The sequence below is a fragment of the Streptomyces barringtoniae genome, assembly GCF_020819595.1.
In the GTDB taxonomy this organism is placed as follows: Bacteria; Actinomycetota; Actinomycetes; order Streptomycetales; family Streptomycetaceae; genus Streptomyces; species Streptomyces barringtoniae.
In genome coordinates this window covers 16748-31587 of record NZ_JAJHNP010000012.1, presented here as the reverse complement: position 1 = coordinate 31587, position 14840 = coordinate 16748, and the positions used below count along the sequence as shown (strand labels likewise).

The window sequence follows — 14840 nt, the reverse complement described above, 5'->3', positions numbered from 1 at the left end:
ATGTCCGTGCACGACCCTCCCGACACCTCTGCGGAACCCCTGGTCCACATCCGTGGGCTCACCAAGCGGTTCGGCGGGACCCTCGCGCTGGACGGGGTCGACCTCGACGTCCACGCGGGCAGCGTCCTCGCTCTCCTCGGCCCCAACGGAGCCGGAAAGTCCACCCTCATCAAGGTGCTCGCCGGCGTCCACCACGCCGACGCGGGACAGGTCACGGTGGACGGGCACCCGCTCGGCAGTCGTGCCGCCTCCCGCGCCATGTCCTTCATCCACCAGGACCTCGGTCTCGTGGAATGGATGACGGTCGCCGAGAACATCGCCCTGATCATCGGATACCACCGTCGCGCCGGACTGATCTCCTGGCGGCGCACCCGGGAGCGCTGCGCCGAAGCCCTGCGGCTCGTCGCCGGACACCTCGACCCCGACACGCCGATCGCCCGCCTCTCCCCCGCCGAGCGCTCGCTGGTCGCCATCGCCCGGGCCCTGGCCGCCCGGGCGGGACTCCTCGTCCTCGACGAGCCGACCGCCCGCCTGCCCGCCACGGACTGCGCCCGGCTCTTCCGCGTCCTGCACACCCTGCGCGACCAGGGGCACGGCCTCCTCTACGTCAGCCACCGGCTGGACGAGGTGTACGAGGTCGCCGACGCCTTCGCCGTCCTGCGCGACGGCCGTCTCGTCAGCCACGGCACCCTGGCGGACCACGGCCCCGCCCGGCTGGTCCATGACATCGTCGGCGAGGAACCGGCCCGCTACCGCCCCGCCACCGTCCCCGCCGGCGGCCCGGCCGTCCTGAGCCTCGACGGCGTACGGACGACCGGCACGGGACCGGTCGCCCTGGAACTCGGGGCCGGGGAGGTCCTGGGCCTGGTGGGCCTCTCGGGCGCCGGGCACATGGACCTGGGCCGGGCCCTCGCCGGTTCCCGGCCCCTGCTCGGCGGCCGGGTGCTCCTCGGCGGCCGGCCCTACCGTCCCCGTACCGTCGCCGACGCCGTCCGCGTCGGTGTCGGCTTCGTGCCGGGTGACAGACAGCGGGAGGGCTGCGCCGCCGAGCTGACCGTACGGGAGAACCTCCTGGCCAACCCGCGCGCCGGAGGCCGGCCGGCGCTGCAGTGGATCGCCCCCCGCCGCGAACGCGCCGAGGCCGCCGAGCTGATCGAACGGTTCTCGGTGCGTCCCCGCGACAGCGAGACCCCCATCGGCACGCTGTCCGGCGGAAACCAGCAGAAGGTGATGATCGGCCGGTGGCTCCGGGTGGGCCTGCGCCTGCTGATCCTCGAGGAGCCGACCGCGAGCGTGGACATCGGGGCCAAGGCCGCCGTCTACCGCCTGCTCGACGAGGCACTGGCCGCCGGCCTCGCGGTGCTGCTCGTCTCCACGGACTTCGAGGAGGTCGCGGGCGTGTGCCGGCGCGCCCTGGTGTTCGTCCGCGGGTCGGTGACGGCCGAGCTGGGCGGTCCGGCCCTCACGGTCGCCGGGCTCACCCGGGCGGCCTCGGCGATGCCCTCTTCCGGACCCGCGACGGACTCATGACCGCGCCGCCGCCTTCCTCCGCGTCCCCGTCCCGGCCGTACCGGCGGCGCCCCGCCGGACACCTCCTCAGCGCCTACGGCCTGCTGGCGCTCACCGCTGTGCTCTTCCTGGTCTTCTCGCTCACCCTGCCGCGTACGTTTCCCACGCGGGAGACGGTCGACTCGATCCTGTCCAGCCAGTCGATCCCCGCCGTCCTCGCGCTCGCCGCCATGGTCCCCGTCGTGACCGGCGCGTTCGACCTCTCCATCGGCTACGGCCTCGGTCTGGCGCACGTCATGGTCATGCAGCTGGTGGTCGACGAGCGGTGGCCCTGGCCGTGGGCCTGCCTCGCGGTGGTCGCCGGAGGGCTGGTCGTGGGCGCCCTCAACGGTGTCGTCGTCGAGTTCGGCCGCATCGACTCGTTCATCGCCACCCTCGGGACCGGCAGCATGATGTACGCCGTGACCGGCTGGGTCACGGGCGGCGGCCGGATCGTCCCCGGCCCGCAGGGTCTGCCCGCAGCCTTCACCGATCTGTACGACTCCAGGTTCCTCGGCCTGCCGGTCCCCGCCTTCTACGTGCTCGCCCTGGCGGTCGCCCTCTGGCTGGTGCTGGAGCGGCTGCCGCTCGGCCGGTACCTCTACGTCGTCGGCTCCAACCCGCGCGCCGCCGACCTCGTCGGCATCCCGACCCGCAAGTACACCGTCTACGCGTTCACCGCATCGGGACTGATCGTCGGCCTCGCCGGTGTGCTGCTCGCGGCACAGCAGCAGATCGGCAATCCCAGCGTCGGCCTCGACTACCTGCTGCCCGCCTTCGTCGGCGCCCTGCTCGGTTCCACCGCTATCAAACCCGGCCGCCCCAACGCCCTGGGCACGCTCGTCGCCGTCGCCGTGCTCGCCGTCGGCCTCACCGGCATCGGCCAGATGGGCGCCGACTTCTGGACGATCCCCCTCTTCTACGGCGGCACCCTCCTGCTCGCCGTCGGCCTGGCCGGCTACTCCGCCCGCCGCATGCGCACCGGGGCCGCCGCGCCCCGCGACGCGCCCGCCCCACCCCCTTGAGCCGCCCTCCCCTCCGCTCAGCCCGCCGCGAGGAGCTCTCGTGCACCGCAATCGCAAGGCCGTCCCCGGCATCGCCCGGGCGCGACCGGTCTCCGTCGCCCTGCTGGTGGCGGCGACCGCCCTCGCGGGCTGCGAACGCGGCTCGTCGCACGGCCCCGGGGCCGCCACCACGGGCCCGAGCGGCTGCCCCGCGGTCCAGGCCGAGGCCCGGGCCGCCGTCACCCGGGCGGAGAGGACCGACGTCCCCTGGAACGGGCCGACCAGCGGCCCCGCCGCGGTGCCCGGCAAGACGGTCGTCTACGTAGCACAGACCATGACCAACCCCGGAGTCGCCGCCGTCGCACAGGGCGTGAAGGAGGCCGCGAGGGTCATCGGCTGGAAGGTCCGGGTGATCGACGGCGAGGGCACCCCCGCCGGCATCCAGGCGGCGCTGAGCGAGGCCGTGGCGCTCAGGCCCTCGGGCATCGTCATCGGCGGTTTCGACCCCGACTCGACCTCGCAGCAGGTCGCGCGGGCCACCGCGGCGCACATCCCGCTCATCGGCTGGCACGCGGTGGCCGCCCCCGGCCCCAGCGTGCACCCCAGGCTCTTCACCAACATCACCACCAAGGTCGACGACGTCGCCTCGATCAGCGCACAGTGGGTCGTCGCACGCTCCCACGGCAACGCCGGGGTCGTGCTGTTCACCGACGCCTCGATCCCCTTCGCCAAACACAAGTCCGAGCTGATCAGGAAGGGGCTGGCGGCCTGCCCGGGCGTGCGGCTGCTGGCGTACGAGAACATCCCGATCCCGGACGCGAGCAGCCGTACCCCCAGGGAGGTCTCGTTCCTGCTCTCCCGCTTCGGGAGCCGGTGGACCCACTCCGTCGCCATCAACGACCTGTACTTCGCCGACGCCGCCCCCGCCTTCCGCGCGGCCGGGAAGACGGGCTCCGGGCCACCCTTCAACATCGGCGCGGGCGACGGCGACCCGTCCGCCTTCCAGCGCATCAACGGCGAGCAGTACCAGGCGGCCACCGTCCCCGAACCGCTGTCGCTGCAGGGCTGGCAGATCCTCGACGAGTTCAACCGCGCCTTCTCCGGCCGTCCGGCCAGCGGTTATGTCGCGCCCGTCCACATCTCCACGGAGAGCAACAGCAAAGGCGCCACGACCTGGGACCCCTCGGGCTACCGGGAGGCGTACCGGAAGATCTGGGGCAAGTGACGGGCGTGGTGGGACGACACATGGTGACGGTCGGCGTCGATCTGGCCGCCCGTGCACGGCGCACGGCCGTGTGCCGGGTCGTCTGGGGACCCGGGGGCGGCCTGGCGGTGGAGTTCGTCGTGCCCGAGGCGGACGAGCAGTTGCTCGCTGTGGTCCGGGCGGCCGACAAGACCGGCCTCGACTGCCCCCTCGGCTGGCCGTCCCACTTCGTGGCGACGGTTCTCGCCCACCACCAGGGGGCGCGGCTGCCGCCCCCGGTCCGGTTCGGGGACCGCGCCGACGGGCGGCCCGGTCTGGACGCCTTGCGGTTCCGGCTGACCGACGACCTGACCTGGAAGGCGACCTCCCTGCGGCCGCCGCTGTCGGTGTCCACCGACCTGCTGGGGGTCGTGGCGCTGCGAGCGGCCTACCTCATGGATCAGCTCGCCGCATCGGGCGTCGCCGTGCCCAGGGACGGGTCCGGACCGGTCGCCGAGGTGTATCCCGCCGCCGCGCTGCGGCGCTGGGGGATCCACCTCACCGCCAGTTACAAGACCCCCACGCCCGGGGCGCGCGCCGTCCGGGAGCGCATCGTCCGTTCCCTCGAGGCGGGTCTGGGCCCGGCTCTTCCCGAGGCGGTGCGTGCGCGGTGCGTCGACAGCCACGACCATCTCGACGCCCTGGTCTGCGCCCTGGTCGCCCGCGCCGTCCTGGTCGGTGACACGCTGTGGCCACGCTCCGCGGACGAACGCGCGCTCGCCCGCCAGGAGGGCTGGATCCACCTGCCCGGCACGGATCTGGCTGCCCTCCGCCCCTGACCGAGACCGTCAGGACGTTCCGGCGGTGTCCGGGGGGCGTGGCCAACTGCCGTCGGACACCGCCGTGGTGACGTACTGCCGGAAGCTGCGGGCGGGGCGCCCGATCAGGCGGGGCACTGTGTCCAGGGGCTCGGTGCCACCCAGGGCGCGGAGCGCGGCGTAGGAGACGATGTCCCGCTCGATCGACTGCTCCGACCGTCCGAAGGAGGTCTGCGCGGCGCGGTAGGCGTCCTCGCTTCCGTGAAACCTCATCGGGTGGCCGGCGACGTCCTCGATGACGGCGCACACCTCGGCGAAGGACAGCGCCTGCGGTCCGGTCAGCTCGTACGACCGGCCGGTGTGCCCGTCCTCGGTGAGGGTCCGGGCAGCCACGGCCCCGACGTCGTCCAGGTCCACGAACCCCTGGCGGCAGTCCCCCAGCGGTACCGCCAGCTCCCCGGCGAGGACGGCCTCGCGGAACGGGCCCTCGTCAAAGTTCTGGTCGAACCAGTCGCTGCGCAGGATCGTCCAGGCGACTGCGGACCTCTTGACGGCGTCCTCGGCTTCGAGGAGCCGCTGGTCTCCCATGGTCTCGATCCCGCGGCTGGACAGCAGGACGATGTGTCCGACCTTGAGCTCCGCCGCCAGGCGGACGAGGTCCGGGTCGACGGGGATGCCGTCCGGGGCCATCAGGAACATGCGGTCGACGCCCTGCAGCGCAGGTTCCCAGGTACTCCGGTCGTTCCAGTCGAAACGCGTGGCGCTGTGCCGGGACGCGGACCTGACCGGCGCACCCAGGGCCCGCAGGTGCGCGGCGACACGTCGGCCCGCGGAGCCGGTGGCACCGAGGACGAGGATCGGTGGGGTGTCCATGCCTTCCTGAACGACGGCAGGAAGGACAGGAAACGGCCGCAGGGCGACGTGCGTCGGGAGTTCGACAAGGGGTCTGACGGGCCGCTGTGGAGCGCATACAGCGGACGGCGCTGGCCGGCCCGAAGGGGTTCAGCGCCACCAGCACGCAGGTGGGCACGTCGACCGTGACGTCCTTGTCCGGTCGGCGTGGCGGCCCCCCGTACGGTGGTCGGCGACGGTGATCACGTCACGCGGGTGCAGGCCCACGCTCGGCTCGTCGAAGATGTGCGTCAGTCCGGTCAGGCTGCTGCCCGCGGCTCAATGTTCCATCGTGCAGCAGCCGCCTCCGCCGGCGGCGTCCGAGACCGCGTCGAGGCGGCAGAAGCAGGACGCCTGGACCGGCACGTCCGCCATCGCGAGGGCGATCTTCAACCTCTGAGCCACGATCTGCGCCTCTCCGGTCTTGCCCAGCCGGACCAGACACTCGTGCAGCCCGTGCAGGGCCCAGACATTGTCAGGGTGCTGCACGGCGCGTGGAAGGGTGTCGTCGAGTCCCAGGTCGGCCCGGTAGACCGCCTCGGCCTCCACGACACGCCCCCGTTCCAGGAGCAGGGCGCCGTACGCGTGCCGGGTGGGCTGCATCCATCCCCACGGCTCGTCGTAGGGAAGGTTGTCGTCCAGTTCGATCGACCGCTCGAGCGCGGCGAAGGCGGCGTCATGGTTGCCCCTGCGGTATTCGAGTTCACCGTCGAGCATCGCCGACGCGATCTCCAGGATGTCGGCACAGGTGTTGTTGAACAGCATGCGTGTCTCCGGCACCCGGGCGACCGCCCGGCCGAACAGGCGGCGTTCGGCCTCGGCCTCGGAGACATGGCCGGTGGCCGCGAACGCGACGCCCCGGGCGTAGTGCAGCATCGCCGTGCTCACGCTGTAGAGCTCCGGATCGGCGGGCACGGGCATCCGCAGGATGTCGCTCCAGCGGCCGAAGCGGATCAGTACGTGGACCCGCATGGCGAGGAAGCCCTCCAGCCAGTCGGCCATGGGCGGGCTCTGCACGCGCAGCAGCTCCTCGGGGATGGACGCCTCCAACTGGGCAGCGGCCTGCAGAGCGGTCCGGAACCGGCCCAGGAACATCGCGCCGTAGATCTTGAAATGGTGGTTGTGGCACCGGTACAGCGTGTAGAAGTTCATGGCCCCGGCCCGCGCGCGGAACTTCTCGTCGGCGACGATCGCCTCGGCGTTGTCCGACACCACTCGGCGGTAGTCGCCGCAGAGCACTTCGATGTGTGAAGGCATGTGCTGCAGGTGGCCGGCGTCGGGCACCAGGCCGCGCAGCCGGTCGGCGACGGGCAGGGCGACCTCGGGCGTCGGGGACATCTCCATCAGGTGGATGTACATGTGCAGGATGCCCACGTGACCCGCCCCGGTATCTGTCGCGACGGCCCGGTCCAGGACGGCCTTGGCCTCGAGCGTGCGGGCGCCTTCGGCCGGCTCTCCGGTCCGCAGGTTCCACAGCCGCCAAGGAGTGAGGTTCATCAGCGCGTCGGCGTACAGGGTGGTGATGTCGGGGTCGTCCGGGGCGAGTTCGTGGACGGCGCGCATGCTGTCGGCGTACGGCGCGTTCCACACGGAACAGTCGGCGGCGGCCTCCGGCTGCGGATAGCGGGCACGCAACGCGCCGATCAGGGCTCGTTCGAGCGGCGTGGCGCCGGTTTCCGCCTTCTCGTGGGCGAGTTCCACGGCGGCGTGGGTGCGTTGGACGGTGCGTGCGAGATCCTGCTCGTCGAAGAACTCCCACGGCTTGTTGTAGTTGGGGCCGAGTGCGTACGCGATGCCCCAGTACGCCATGGCGCATTCGGGGTCGGCCGCTGCGGCGGCTTCGAAGCAGGAGACGGCTTCCTCGTGGTTGAAGGCGTACGTCCAGACCAGTCCGCGGTCGAACCAGAGTTGTGCCTCGGGCGAGGAGGTCGTCACGGAGCGGCTGTAGGTGCCGAGATCGTAATAGTCCATGCATCGTCCCTCACCACTCGGCCGCCGAAGCGCCGGGAACCGACCGCGCTCATTACGCAACGCGTGTAACGAGCAGCGTAGTGGGCCGACTCATGACGGGGGTGGGCCCGATCGTTCTCAGGACCCACCCCGGAAACGTCTCAGACGCCGACGGGTTTGCCCGGGCCGGGAACGTTGCGGAAGCGGAACGGCTCCGGTTCGCGGCCGGCCTGGATGAACCAGCACTCGCCGGTGCCGTCACCGGTGAGGATCCGCAGTACCGTGTCGGCGACGGTCTCGGCCGGGATGACCGGCAGACCCTGCTCGGAGAGCATGCCGCGCAGGTGGTCGATGATCCGCGATTCGGCGAACCCTGGGCAGACCGCGTTGAAGCGCACGTTCTCCGGCGCGAGAGCCGGTCCCAGGGAGCGCGCGAGTCCCACGACCGCATGCTTGTTGGCCCCGTACAGCGGATCGAGCGGCACGGCCGCCAGGCCCGCCAGGGACGCGGTCGCCACGATCGAGCCTCCGCCGCGGGCCCGCAGCGCGGGCAGCACTGCGTGGGTGCCGAAGACCACGCCGTCGAGGTTGGCCCCCATGGCCCGGCGGTAGCGCGCGGGGTCGAAATCCTCACCGACGCCGCATCCGGTCGCCACCCCCGCGTTGAGCAGCGCGATGTCGACCCCGCCGTACATCTCCAGGGTGAACTCCACCAACGCGCGGTTGGCGTCGAGATCGGAGACGTCGCAGGCACGGAAGTGGCCGCCGGCCATGTCGGCCACCTCCCGGCCGCCCTGCGCGTCGAGGTCCGCGACGACCACGCGCGCCCCCGCCCTCGCCAGTGCCAGCGCCGTGGCCCGGCCCAGCCCGCTGGCGGCGCCCGTGACGATCGCCACCTTTCCCCGGAGCGCGGCGTTGTCCTTCTGTTCCCCCGACGGGACGACGGCCCCGCTCTCGGCGGCGGTCACGCCAGCTCCAGGACGAGCTTGCCGACGTTCTCGCCGCGGAAGAGCATCTGCAACGTCTCGGGGAAGTCGTCCACGGTGCCCCTCACCACATGTTCCTTGACCTTGATGTGGCCGGCACCGATCCAGGCGGAGATCTCCTGCGCCGCCTCCGCGTAGCGCTTGGCGTAGTCGAAGACGACGAAGCCCTCCATCCGGGCGCGGCGCACCAGCAGCGAGAGGTAGTTCGAGGGGCCCTTGACCGGCGTGGAGTTGTTGTACTGACTGATCGCACCGCAGACCACGACGCGCGCGTGCATCGCCAGCCGGGTCAGCGCGGCGTCGAGGATGTCCCCTCCGACGTTGTCGAAGTAGACGTCGATGCCGTCCGGGGCGTGTTCGCGCAGCGCCTTCTTGACGTCGTCGGCCCGGTAGTCGATCGCCGCGTCGAACCCGAGTTCACCGGTGAGCAACGCGCACTTCTCCGGCCCTCCGGCGATGCCCACGACCCGGCAGCCCTTGGCCTTCGCGATCTGGCCCGCGACGGTGCCGACCGCGCCGGCGGCCCCGGACACCACAACGGTCTCGCCGTCCTTCAGCGCCCCGACGTCCAGCAGGCCGAAGTACGCGGTCATGCCGGGCATGCCCAGCGCTCCCAGATACGTCGAGGGCGGGGCGATCGAAGTGTCGATCTTCATCGTGCCCCGGCCGTCGGAGACCACGTACTCCTGGACGCCGAAGGTGCCGACCACGTGATCACCCGGTTGAAAGCCGGGGTGGTCGGATGCGGTGACCTCGACGACCGATCCGGCGCGCATCACCTCACCGATGCCCACCGGCGGCAGGTAGGAGGGCCGGTCGTCCAGCCAGCCGCGCATGGCAGGATCCAGGGAGATGACGCGTGTCCGGCCCAGGAACCGGCCCGGGCCCGGTTCCCCAAGGGGCTCGCAACGGTGCTCCCAGTCTTCGGGTTTCACTTCGCCCACGGGGCGGGCTGCCAAGCGGATCTGCCGGTTGGTCGCGGACATCGCGTCTCCTGTCGTTCGCGGCTCCCCGCGACCATACCGACCAGTAGGTACGTCTGTGGGTGTGATATTCCCCACAAGTCATCCACGCATCCAGGAGTCTACGGTCCGGGGGTCGTCGCCCGTCGAGCGATCGCTGTCGACCGGATGCCACATCGAACTCGAAACGTGACACTCAGCGGCTTACTTGGCATTCCAACCAGTCGGTACCGTGCGTCGGCCCCCACACGATCTTCACCGCCCACGTCCCACGCATCCGAGCCGCACCGGAAGGGCATGCGATGACACTCCCCGACGACACCCCGTACCCACCCCCGCCACCAGCGCTCTCGGGGTGGCCGCAGCCGCACGCCGAGCCCTATGCCCAGGCCCCTCGGCGCGAGTCACACGGGCGGGATCCACGACAGGCGCCGTACGGGCACGACATCCCGCAGGACAGCCCGTACGGGTACGACGTCTTTTCGTACGAGCCGTACGAGCCGTACGGTCAGGCCGCCCGGCGCGAACCGTCCCCGCCCGAGACCGATCGGCACGGTGGCGACCTCGCCGCCCTGCGCTCGGCCTACCGCGTGCTCCGCCGGGTCTCCACGCTCACCGCGCTCGGCTCCTTCGTGGTGTACGTCGTGCTGTCCTGCTGTGCGCCGGATCTGATGGGGTCCAAGATCACTGGTGAACTGAGCCTGGGCATGGCCCTGGGGGTCCTCCAGCTCGTCGTCACCTTCGCGGCGGTCCTCTGGTACGGACGCAGCGCCCAACGCTCCGTGGACCCGCTGGCGCGGGCCGTGCGGGAGCGGGCGGTCCGGCGGCCGGCCCAGGAAGCCGGGGTGGCGAGATGAACGACTTCGGCACAGGGACACAGACTGTCGTCCTGGTCCTGTTCACCACCCTGGTGACCCTCACCCTGCTGATGTGCGTCATGGCGGGACCGGAACGCGACGACCTGACCAACTTCTACACCGGCTACCGCTCGCTCACGCCCCTCAAGAACGGCCTGGCGATCGCGGGCGACTACATCTCGGCGGCCACGGTGCTGAGCACCACCGGCATCATCGCGCTCGCCGGATACGACGGATACGTCCTGGCGGTCAGCACCGCCCTGTCGCTGGTGCTGCTGATGTTCCTGCTGGCCGAACCGCTGCGCAACGCCGGCAGTTTCACCATGGGCGATGTTCTGGCCCGCAACATGCCGGGGCGTGCGACCCGCATCGCCTCCTGTGCGGTGACGCTCAGTGCGACCCTCCCCTTCCTCGTCGTACAACTGTCCGGAGCCGGTTCGCTCCTCACCTTCATCCTGGGCATCCCGCACCTGGCCGGTGCGAGGACGACGTGCATCGTCCTCGTCGGCAGCCTGATGATCATCTACGCGGCGCTGGGCGGTATGAGAGGCACCGCACTCATCCAGATGATCAAGATCGTGCTGCTGCTCGGCACCAGCGGCACTGTCGCCGTCCTCGTGCTGAACCGCTTCGACTGGAGCCCCGACGACGTGCTCCGGGCCGCCCAGCACGGCAGCGGAGCGGGCCCCGCCTTCTTCCAGCAGGGCCTTCAGCTGGGTACCTCGGCCCTTGACCGGCTGGACTTCGCCAGTCTCCAGATCACCGTGATCCTCGGCGCTGCCTGCCTCCCCCACATCACGATGCGGCTGTACTCCGCACGGGACGTGCCGGCCGTGCGTCGCTCCATGTCGTGGGCGGTCGGTACGGTCACCACCTTCTGTCTGCTCGTGATCATCATGGGTACGGGCGCGGCGGCGCTGGTGGGATCGCGGTACATCACCGCGGCCGACCCCCACGGAAGGACGTCGGTGCTCATGCTGTCCCGGGCGCTCGGCGGTGGCACCGGCTCCGTGGGCACGACGGTTCTCTACGCGGCCATGGCAGGCACGGTGTTCATCACTCTGCTGTCCTCGGTCGCGGGAATGACCCTGGCCGCGGCCTCGTCGCTCGCCCACGACCTGTTCGCCCACGCCGTGCGGCGGGGACGGGCGGCGCCGCGCACGGAGATGACGGTGGCGGCGTGGACGAGCGTGGCCGTGGGAACCGTGGCCATCGCGCTCTCCACCCTGGCCCAGGACTGGGACGTCGCCGTACTCACCACGCTGTCGATCTGCATCGGGGCGTCGGCCGTGGCGCCGGCCCTGACGTACTCCCTGTTCTGGCGAGGCTTCACGCGCACGGGCCTGCTCGCGAGCCTCTACGGCGGTGCGGCCTGTGCGCTGGTGCTGATGGTCTTCTCCAAGGCCGTCTCGGGCACGCCGTCCGCGGTCTTCCCGAACGCGGACTTCGGCTGGTTCCCCATGCAGTCCACCGGACTGGTCTCCGTTCCGTTCGGCTACCTGGCCGGCTGGCTGGGCAGCCGTCTGGAGCACCGGCGCCGCGCCGCCGACGGCCTCGAGACCCGACGACTGTACGAGGAGAGCGAGGCACGGCTGCTCGCCGCGGCCGAATGACCACATCGGCGCGGGCGGGTTGCGCAAGCGGCCTCGGTGCCGCCGTGACCCGCCCAGGGGTCCGAGTCCCGCGACGATCCCCCACGGACCCGGTCATCGCGTGCGAGCGCACGGGCCCTGATCCCCGTCTTCGCCGTGACCTCCCTGAGAGCCGGCGGATCGCGAGGGCCCACCAGGAGCTTGAGATGACCTCAGTTCGCGTGCGGCCAGGGCCCAGCTGAGCTCCACCGCGGTGTCCGGAGCGTCCAGGCTGGTGCCGGTGAGCTCCTCGAAACGGCGCAGACGGTAGCGGACGGTGTTGACATGGACGTGTGCGCTACGGGCGACTTCACGGATGTGCCGTCCCGTCTTCAGGTATTCCCGCACCGACTCCTCGATGAGCGCACCGAACTCCCCTTCCGTCTCCAGTGGGCGCAGATAGCGGTCGAGCAGCAGCTCGGCGACTTCCGGTTCGGCGACGACCGCCACCCGCCAGGACAGGTCGCTCAGGTCGTGCACGCCGCGCAGACCGTACGCACGGGCGGCCTCCAGCATCCTGCCGGCGGCACGGAAGGAGCGGTGCACCGCGGCCAGGTCCGTCGGCGGGCCGAGCCCCGCCGTCACCTCCAGGTCACCGGTGTCCGGCTTGGCCTCGACGACTCCTACGACAGCCTCGGCCAGCACGGTGAGCAGCGCGGCCCGCCCGTTCCTGCGGCCGCGCGACTCCAGGGAGCGTTCCAGCGCGTCCGGACCGACGGTGCCGTTCGGGACAGCTCTGATGGCCCGGTACGGCCGCGACGGGTCCAGTCCGTAGATCGCCGCGCCACTGTGGATCTCCGCCGCGCTCAGCGTCCCGTAGAGCAGTCCGCGCAGGAAGTCGGCGCGGCGGCGGGCGTCGAACAGGGCGGAGGCGACCTCCGCCTGCCGGTGAACCGTGGCGATCTGCAGGCTCGCGACGTCCGCGAGCTCCCACAGGCACCTGGTGCGGTCGACGATGAGGCCGGGGTCCAGCCCGTGTCCGGCCGCCTCGGCGATGAACAGGTCCCGTATCGCGCTCAGCGCCCGTCGGAAGGCGCGGAGCCCGTCGCTGAGCGGTACGCCTCGGGCAACCCGGTCCCGGGCCACATCGGCTTCGCCGAAGTCCTCCGGCTCGGGCACCGTCCCTTCTCGCACCACCGTGAGAGCCCGCTGGAAGTGCCGATGCCAGATCTGGTCGAGGAGTTCCCGCGGGACCGCTCGGTAGGACGGGATGTGGTCCGTCAGATCCGCGTGCAACCGCCCGCCCGCATGCCTCTGCTGAGCGGTCATCGCGGCGATGACCCGTTCGAGCGGCACCGCCGCGCACGACTGTCCGGGCATGGACCTCACCTCCGCCCGTCGGGTACCGCCCGTTGTACAGCTGAACAATATGCCGACCTCCGGCCTTGGCCGGGGAGCCGTCGACAGCGCCCCGTCCCCGACAGCACAGTGGCACGGCAGCGGAAGGAGCACATCGTCGCGTACCCGGCAGGGCACCGATCGACCGTGCTCAGCCGCGCCCTCGTACCGCCGACCACCCTGACGAACCGTGCGGAGACCACCATGACCGACGAGCACCAGCACCGCCCCGACCGCCCCGCCACCGACACCGGCCCGCGCCTCGCGCCGCTGCCCGAGGACGAGTGGGACCCGTCCACCCGGGAGTTGCTCGCCGCGATCCCCCGGGATGCCGACGGTCACCTCGCCAACGTCTTCACCACCTTGGTGCGGCATCCCGGACTCTTCCGGTACTTCCTGCCGTTCGGCAGCCATCTGCTGCGCGACGGCCGCCTTCCGGACCGGACCCGGGAACTGCTGATCCTGCGCACCGCGTACAACACCCGGGCCGGTTACGAATGGGGGCGGCATGTACCGCTGGCCAGGGCGGCCGGGGTCACCGCCGAGGAGATCCGCCGGGTCGGCGCGGGCCCGGACGCCGAGGGGTGGACGCCGCCCGACGCCCGTCTGCTGTATGCCGCCGACGAACTGCACCGGGACGCACGCCTGTCCGAGGCCACCTGGTCCGCACTCGCCGCCGACCACGACGAGGCACAGCTCATCGAAATCACCATCCTCGTCGGCCAGTACCACATGGTCGCCTTCTTCCTGAACTCCGTCGGCACTCCGCTGGAGCCCGGCTACGCATCGGAAGCCCTGCCCGGGCCCGCCGGAGCCCGCGCGGACGCGCCGGAAGGGGGACACGGCCATGGCTGAGCCCGGGCACGCCGCGACCGTCCCTCCGGTCGGCCTCCTGACCGGCCGGAACGTACTGGTCATCGGCGCGGGTACCCGCCCCAGTGACGATCCGAAGGCCCCGGTGGGCAACGGACGGGCGGTGGCCGTGCTCGCCGCCCGCGAGGGAGCCTCCGTGGCCTGCGCCGACGTCTCCCCCTCCGCCGCGGCGGCCACCGCCGCCCTGGTCGGCGAGGAAGGCGGCCGTGGCCTCCCTGTGGTCGGTGACGCGACGGATCCCGGCCAGTCCTCGGCCCTGGTCGCCGAGGCCCTCCGCGAACTCGGCGCGCTCGACGCGCTGGTGGTCAACGTCGGCATCGGCCTCGGCGTGGGCCTGACGGACACCTCACCGCAGCAGTGGGAACGCGTGCTCTCGCTCAACCTGAGCGCTCCCTTCCTCGCCGCCAAGTACGGACTGCCCGCGATCGCCGACGGAGGATCGATCGTCTTCGTCGGTTCCGTGGCGGGACTGCGCGCCGCCACCGACTCGCCCGCCTACGACAGCTCCAAGGCCGGCCTGTTCGGTCTCACCCGCCATGTCGCCAAGGAGGGTGCGCCGCGCGGGATCCGCGCGAACCTGGTCGTCCCGGGTCTGATCGACACCCCGATGGGCCGCGAGGCCTCGACCCGGCGGGCGTCGCGTACCACCTCGTTCACCCGCATACCGCTCGGGCGCCAGGGCACCGCCTGGGAAGTGGCCGAAGCCGTCACCTTCCTGCTCTCCGACCGCGCCTCCTACATCACCGGACAGAGCCTGGTGGTCGACGGAGGGCTGAGCGCCGTCTGAGCACATGGCGCC

The 14840-nt window shown here is 71.6% G+C and carries 13 protein-coding genes; 8 read left to right on the top strand and 5 right to left on the bottom strand.

The window, feature by feature from the left end:
- From LMU33_RS22460 to LMU33_RS22445, 4 genes are read left to right on the top strand one after another with little or no spacing between them, the layout of a single operon-like run.
- On the top strand, nt 1–1530 hold the full coding sequence (locus LMU33_RS22460; RefSeq protein WP_228622321.1) for a sugar ABC transporter ATP-binding protein: 1530 nt from the start codon (nt 1–3) through the stop codon (nt 1528–1530).
- Nucleotides 1527–2573, top strand: a complete 1047-nt coding sequence (locus LMU33_RS22455) for an ABC transporter permease (RefSeq protein ID WP_228622320.1) — start codon at nt 1527–1529, stop codon at nt 2571–2573. Before LMU33_RS22460 ends, LMU33_RS22455 begins: the two co-directional genes overlap by 4 nt.
- Before the next feature lie 40 nt (nt 2574–2613).
- Nucleotides 2614–3777 carry a substrate-binding domain-containing protein gene (locus tag LMU33_RS22450; RefSeq protein ID WP_228622319.1) on the top strand — a complete coding sequence of 388 codons (1164 nt, stop codon included), beginning with the start codon at nt 2614–2616 and terminating at the stop codon, nt 3775–3777.
- Between the two features lie 5 nt (nt 3778–3782).
- The gene (locus tag LMU33_RS22445; RefSeq protein WP_228622318.1) at nt 3783–4574 is read left to right on the top strand and encodes a DUF429 domain-containing protein; all 792 of its coding nucleotides are present in this window, start codon (nt 3783–3785) and stop codon (nt 4572–4574) included.
- Between the two features lie 9 nt (nt 4575–4583).
- On the opposite strand, the gene LMU33_RS22440 is transcribed toward LMU33_RS22445, so the two are convergent.
- The 4 genes from LMU33_RS22440 to LMU33_RS22425 all read right to left on the bottom strand — a co-directional run bounded on the left by LMU33_RS22440 (nt 4584) and on the right by LMU33_RS22425 (nt 9366).
- Nucleotides 4584–5426, bottom strand: a complete 843-nt coding sequence (locus LMU33_RS22440) for a Rossmann-fold NAD(P)-binding domain-containing protein (protein ID WP_228622317.1) — start codon at nt 5424–5426, stop codon at nt 4584–4586.
- Nucleotides 5427–5723: 297 nt separating this feature from the next.
- A complete protein-coding gene (locus tag LMU33_RS22435; RefSeq protein WP_228622316.1) occupies nt 5724–7415 on the bottom strand; it encodes a tetratricopeptide repeat protein in 1692 nt (563 codons plus the stop codon).
- A gap of 140 nt (nt 7416–7555) precedes the next feature.
- A complete protein-coding gene (locus LMU33_RS22430) occupies nt 7556–8362 on the bottom strand; it encodes an SDR family oxidoreductase (RefSeq protein ID WP_228622315.1) in 807 nt (268 codons plus the stop codon).
- Nucleotides 8359–9366 (bottom strand): NADP-dependent oxidoreductase, encoded by a 1008-nt coding sequence (locus LMU33_RS22425; protein ID WP_228622314.1) that lies wholly within the window; start codon nt 9364–9366, stop codon nt 8359–8361. Before LMU33_RS22425 ends, LMU33_RS22430 begins: the two co-directional genes overlap by 4 nt.
- Nucleotides 9367–9644: 278 nt before the next feature.
- On the opposite strand from LMU33_RS22425, the gene LMU33_RS22420 reads away from it, so the two are divergent.
- Both LMU33_RS22420 and LMU33_RS22415 read left to right on the top strand, forming a co-directional pair.
- Nucleotides 9645–10199 (top strand): DUF485 domain-containing protein, encoded by a 555-nt coding sequence (locus LMU33_RS22420; RefSeq protein ID WP_228622313.1) that lies wholly within the window; start codon nt 9645–9647, stop codon nt 10197–10199.
- Nucleotides 10196–11812: a sodium/solute symporter gene (locus LMU33_RS22415; protein WP_228622312.1), complete on the top strand. Its 1617-nt coding sequence runs from the start codon at nt 10196–10198 to the stop codon at nt 11810–11812. Before LMU33_RS22420 ends, LMU33_RS22415 begins: the two co-directional genes overlap by 4 nt.
- A gap of 93 nt (nt 11813–11905) precedes the next feature.
- On the opposite strand, the gene LMU33_RS22410 is transcribed toward LMU33_RS22415, so the two are convergent.
- Entirely contained in the window at nt 11906–13150 is a 1245-nt protein-coding gene (locus LMU33_RS22410) for a PucR family transcriptional regulator (RefSeq protein WP_228622311.1), read from the bottom strand.
- A 222-nt stretch (nt 13151–13372) separates the two neighbouring features.
- Here LMU33_RS22410 and LMU33_RS22405 point away from each other — a divergent pair, with 222 nt between their 5' ends.
- Nucleotides 13373–14023 carry a carboxymuconolactone decarboxylase family protein gene (locus tag LMU33_RS22405; protein ID WP_228622310.1) on the top strand — a complete coding sequence of 217 codons (651 nt, stop codon included), beginning with the start codon at nt 13373–13375 and terminating at the stop codon, nt 14021–14023.
- Nucleotides 14016–14828 carry an SDR family NAD(P)-dependent oxidoreductase gene (locus tag LMU33_RS22400; RefSeq protein WP_228622309.1) on the top strand — a complete coding sequence of 271 codons (813 nt, stop codon included), beginning with the start codon at nt 14016–14018 and terminating at the stop codon, nt 14826–14828. The genes LMU33_RS22405 and LMU33_RS22400 overlap by 8 nt, the downstream gene beginning before the upstream one ends.
- The last annotated feature ends 12 nt before the right edge of the window (nt 14829–14840 follow it).

Bases quoted from the DNA above. Each gene is read 5' to 3' on its own strand.
- LMU33_RS22460 (WP_228622321.1), top strand. From the start codon at position 1: ATGTCCGTGCACGACCCTCCCGACACCTCTGCGGAACCCCTGGTCCAC.
- LMU33_RS22455 (WP_228622320.1), top strand. From the start codon at position 1,527: ATGACCGCGCCGCCGCCTTCCTCCGCGTCCCCGTCCCGGCCGTACCGG.
- LMU33_RS22440 (WP_228622317.1), bottom strand. From the start codon at position 5,426: ATGGACACCCCACCGATCCTCGTCCTCGGTGCCACCGGCTCCGCGGGC.
- LMU33_RS22435 (WP_228622316.1), bottom strand. From the start codon at position 7,415: ATGGACTATTACGATCTCGGCACCTACAGCCGCTCCGTGACGACCTCC.
- LMU33_RS22425 (WP_228622314.1), bottom strand. From the start codon at position 9,366: ATGTCCGCGACCAACCGGCAGATCCGCTTGGCAGCCCGCCCCGTGGGC.
- LMU33_RS22420 (WP_228622313.1), top strand. From the start codon at position 9,645: ATGACACTCCCCGACGACACCCCGTACCCACCCCCGCCACCAGCGCTC.
- LMU33_RS22415 (WP_228622312.1), top strand. From the start codon at position 10,196: ATGAACGACTTCGGCACAGGGACACAGACTGTCGTCCTGGTCCTGTTC.
- LMU33_RS22410 (WP_228622311.1), bottom strand. From the start codon at position 13,150: ATGCCCGGACAGTCGTGCGCGGCGGTGCCGCTCGAACGGGTCATCGCC.
- LMU33_RS22405 (WP_228622310.1), top strand. From the start codon at position 13,373: ATGACCGACGAGCACCAGCACCGCCCCGACCGCCCCGCCACCGACACC.
- LMU33_RS22400 (WP_228622309.1), top strand. From the start codon at position 14,016: ATGGCTGAGCCCGGGCACGCCGCGACCGTCCCTCCGGTCGGCCTCCTG.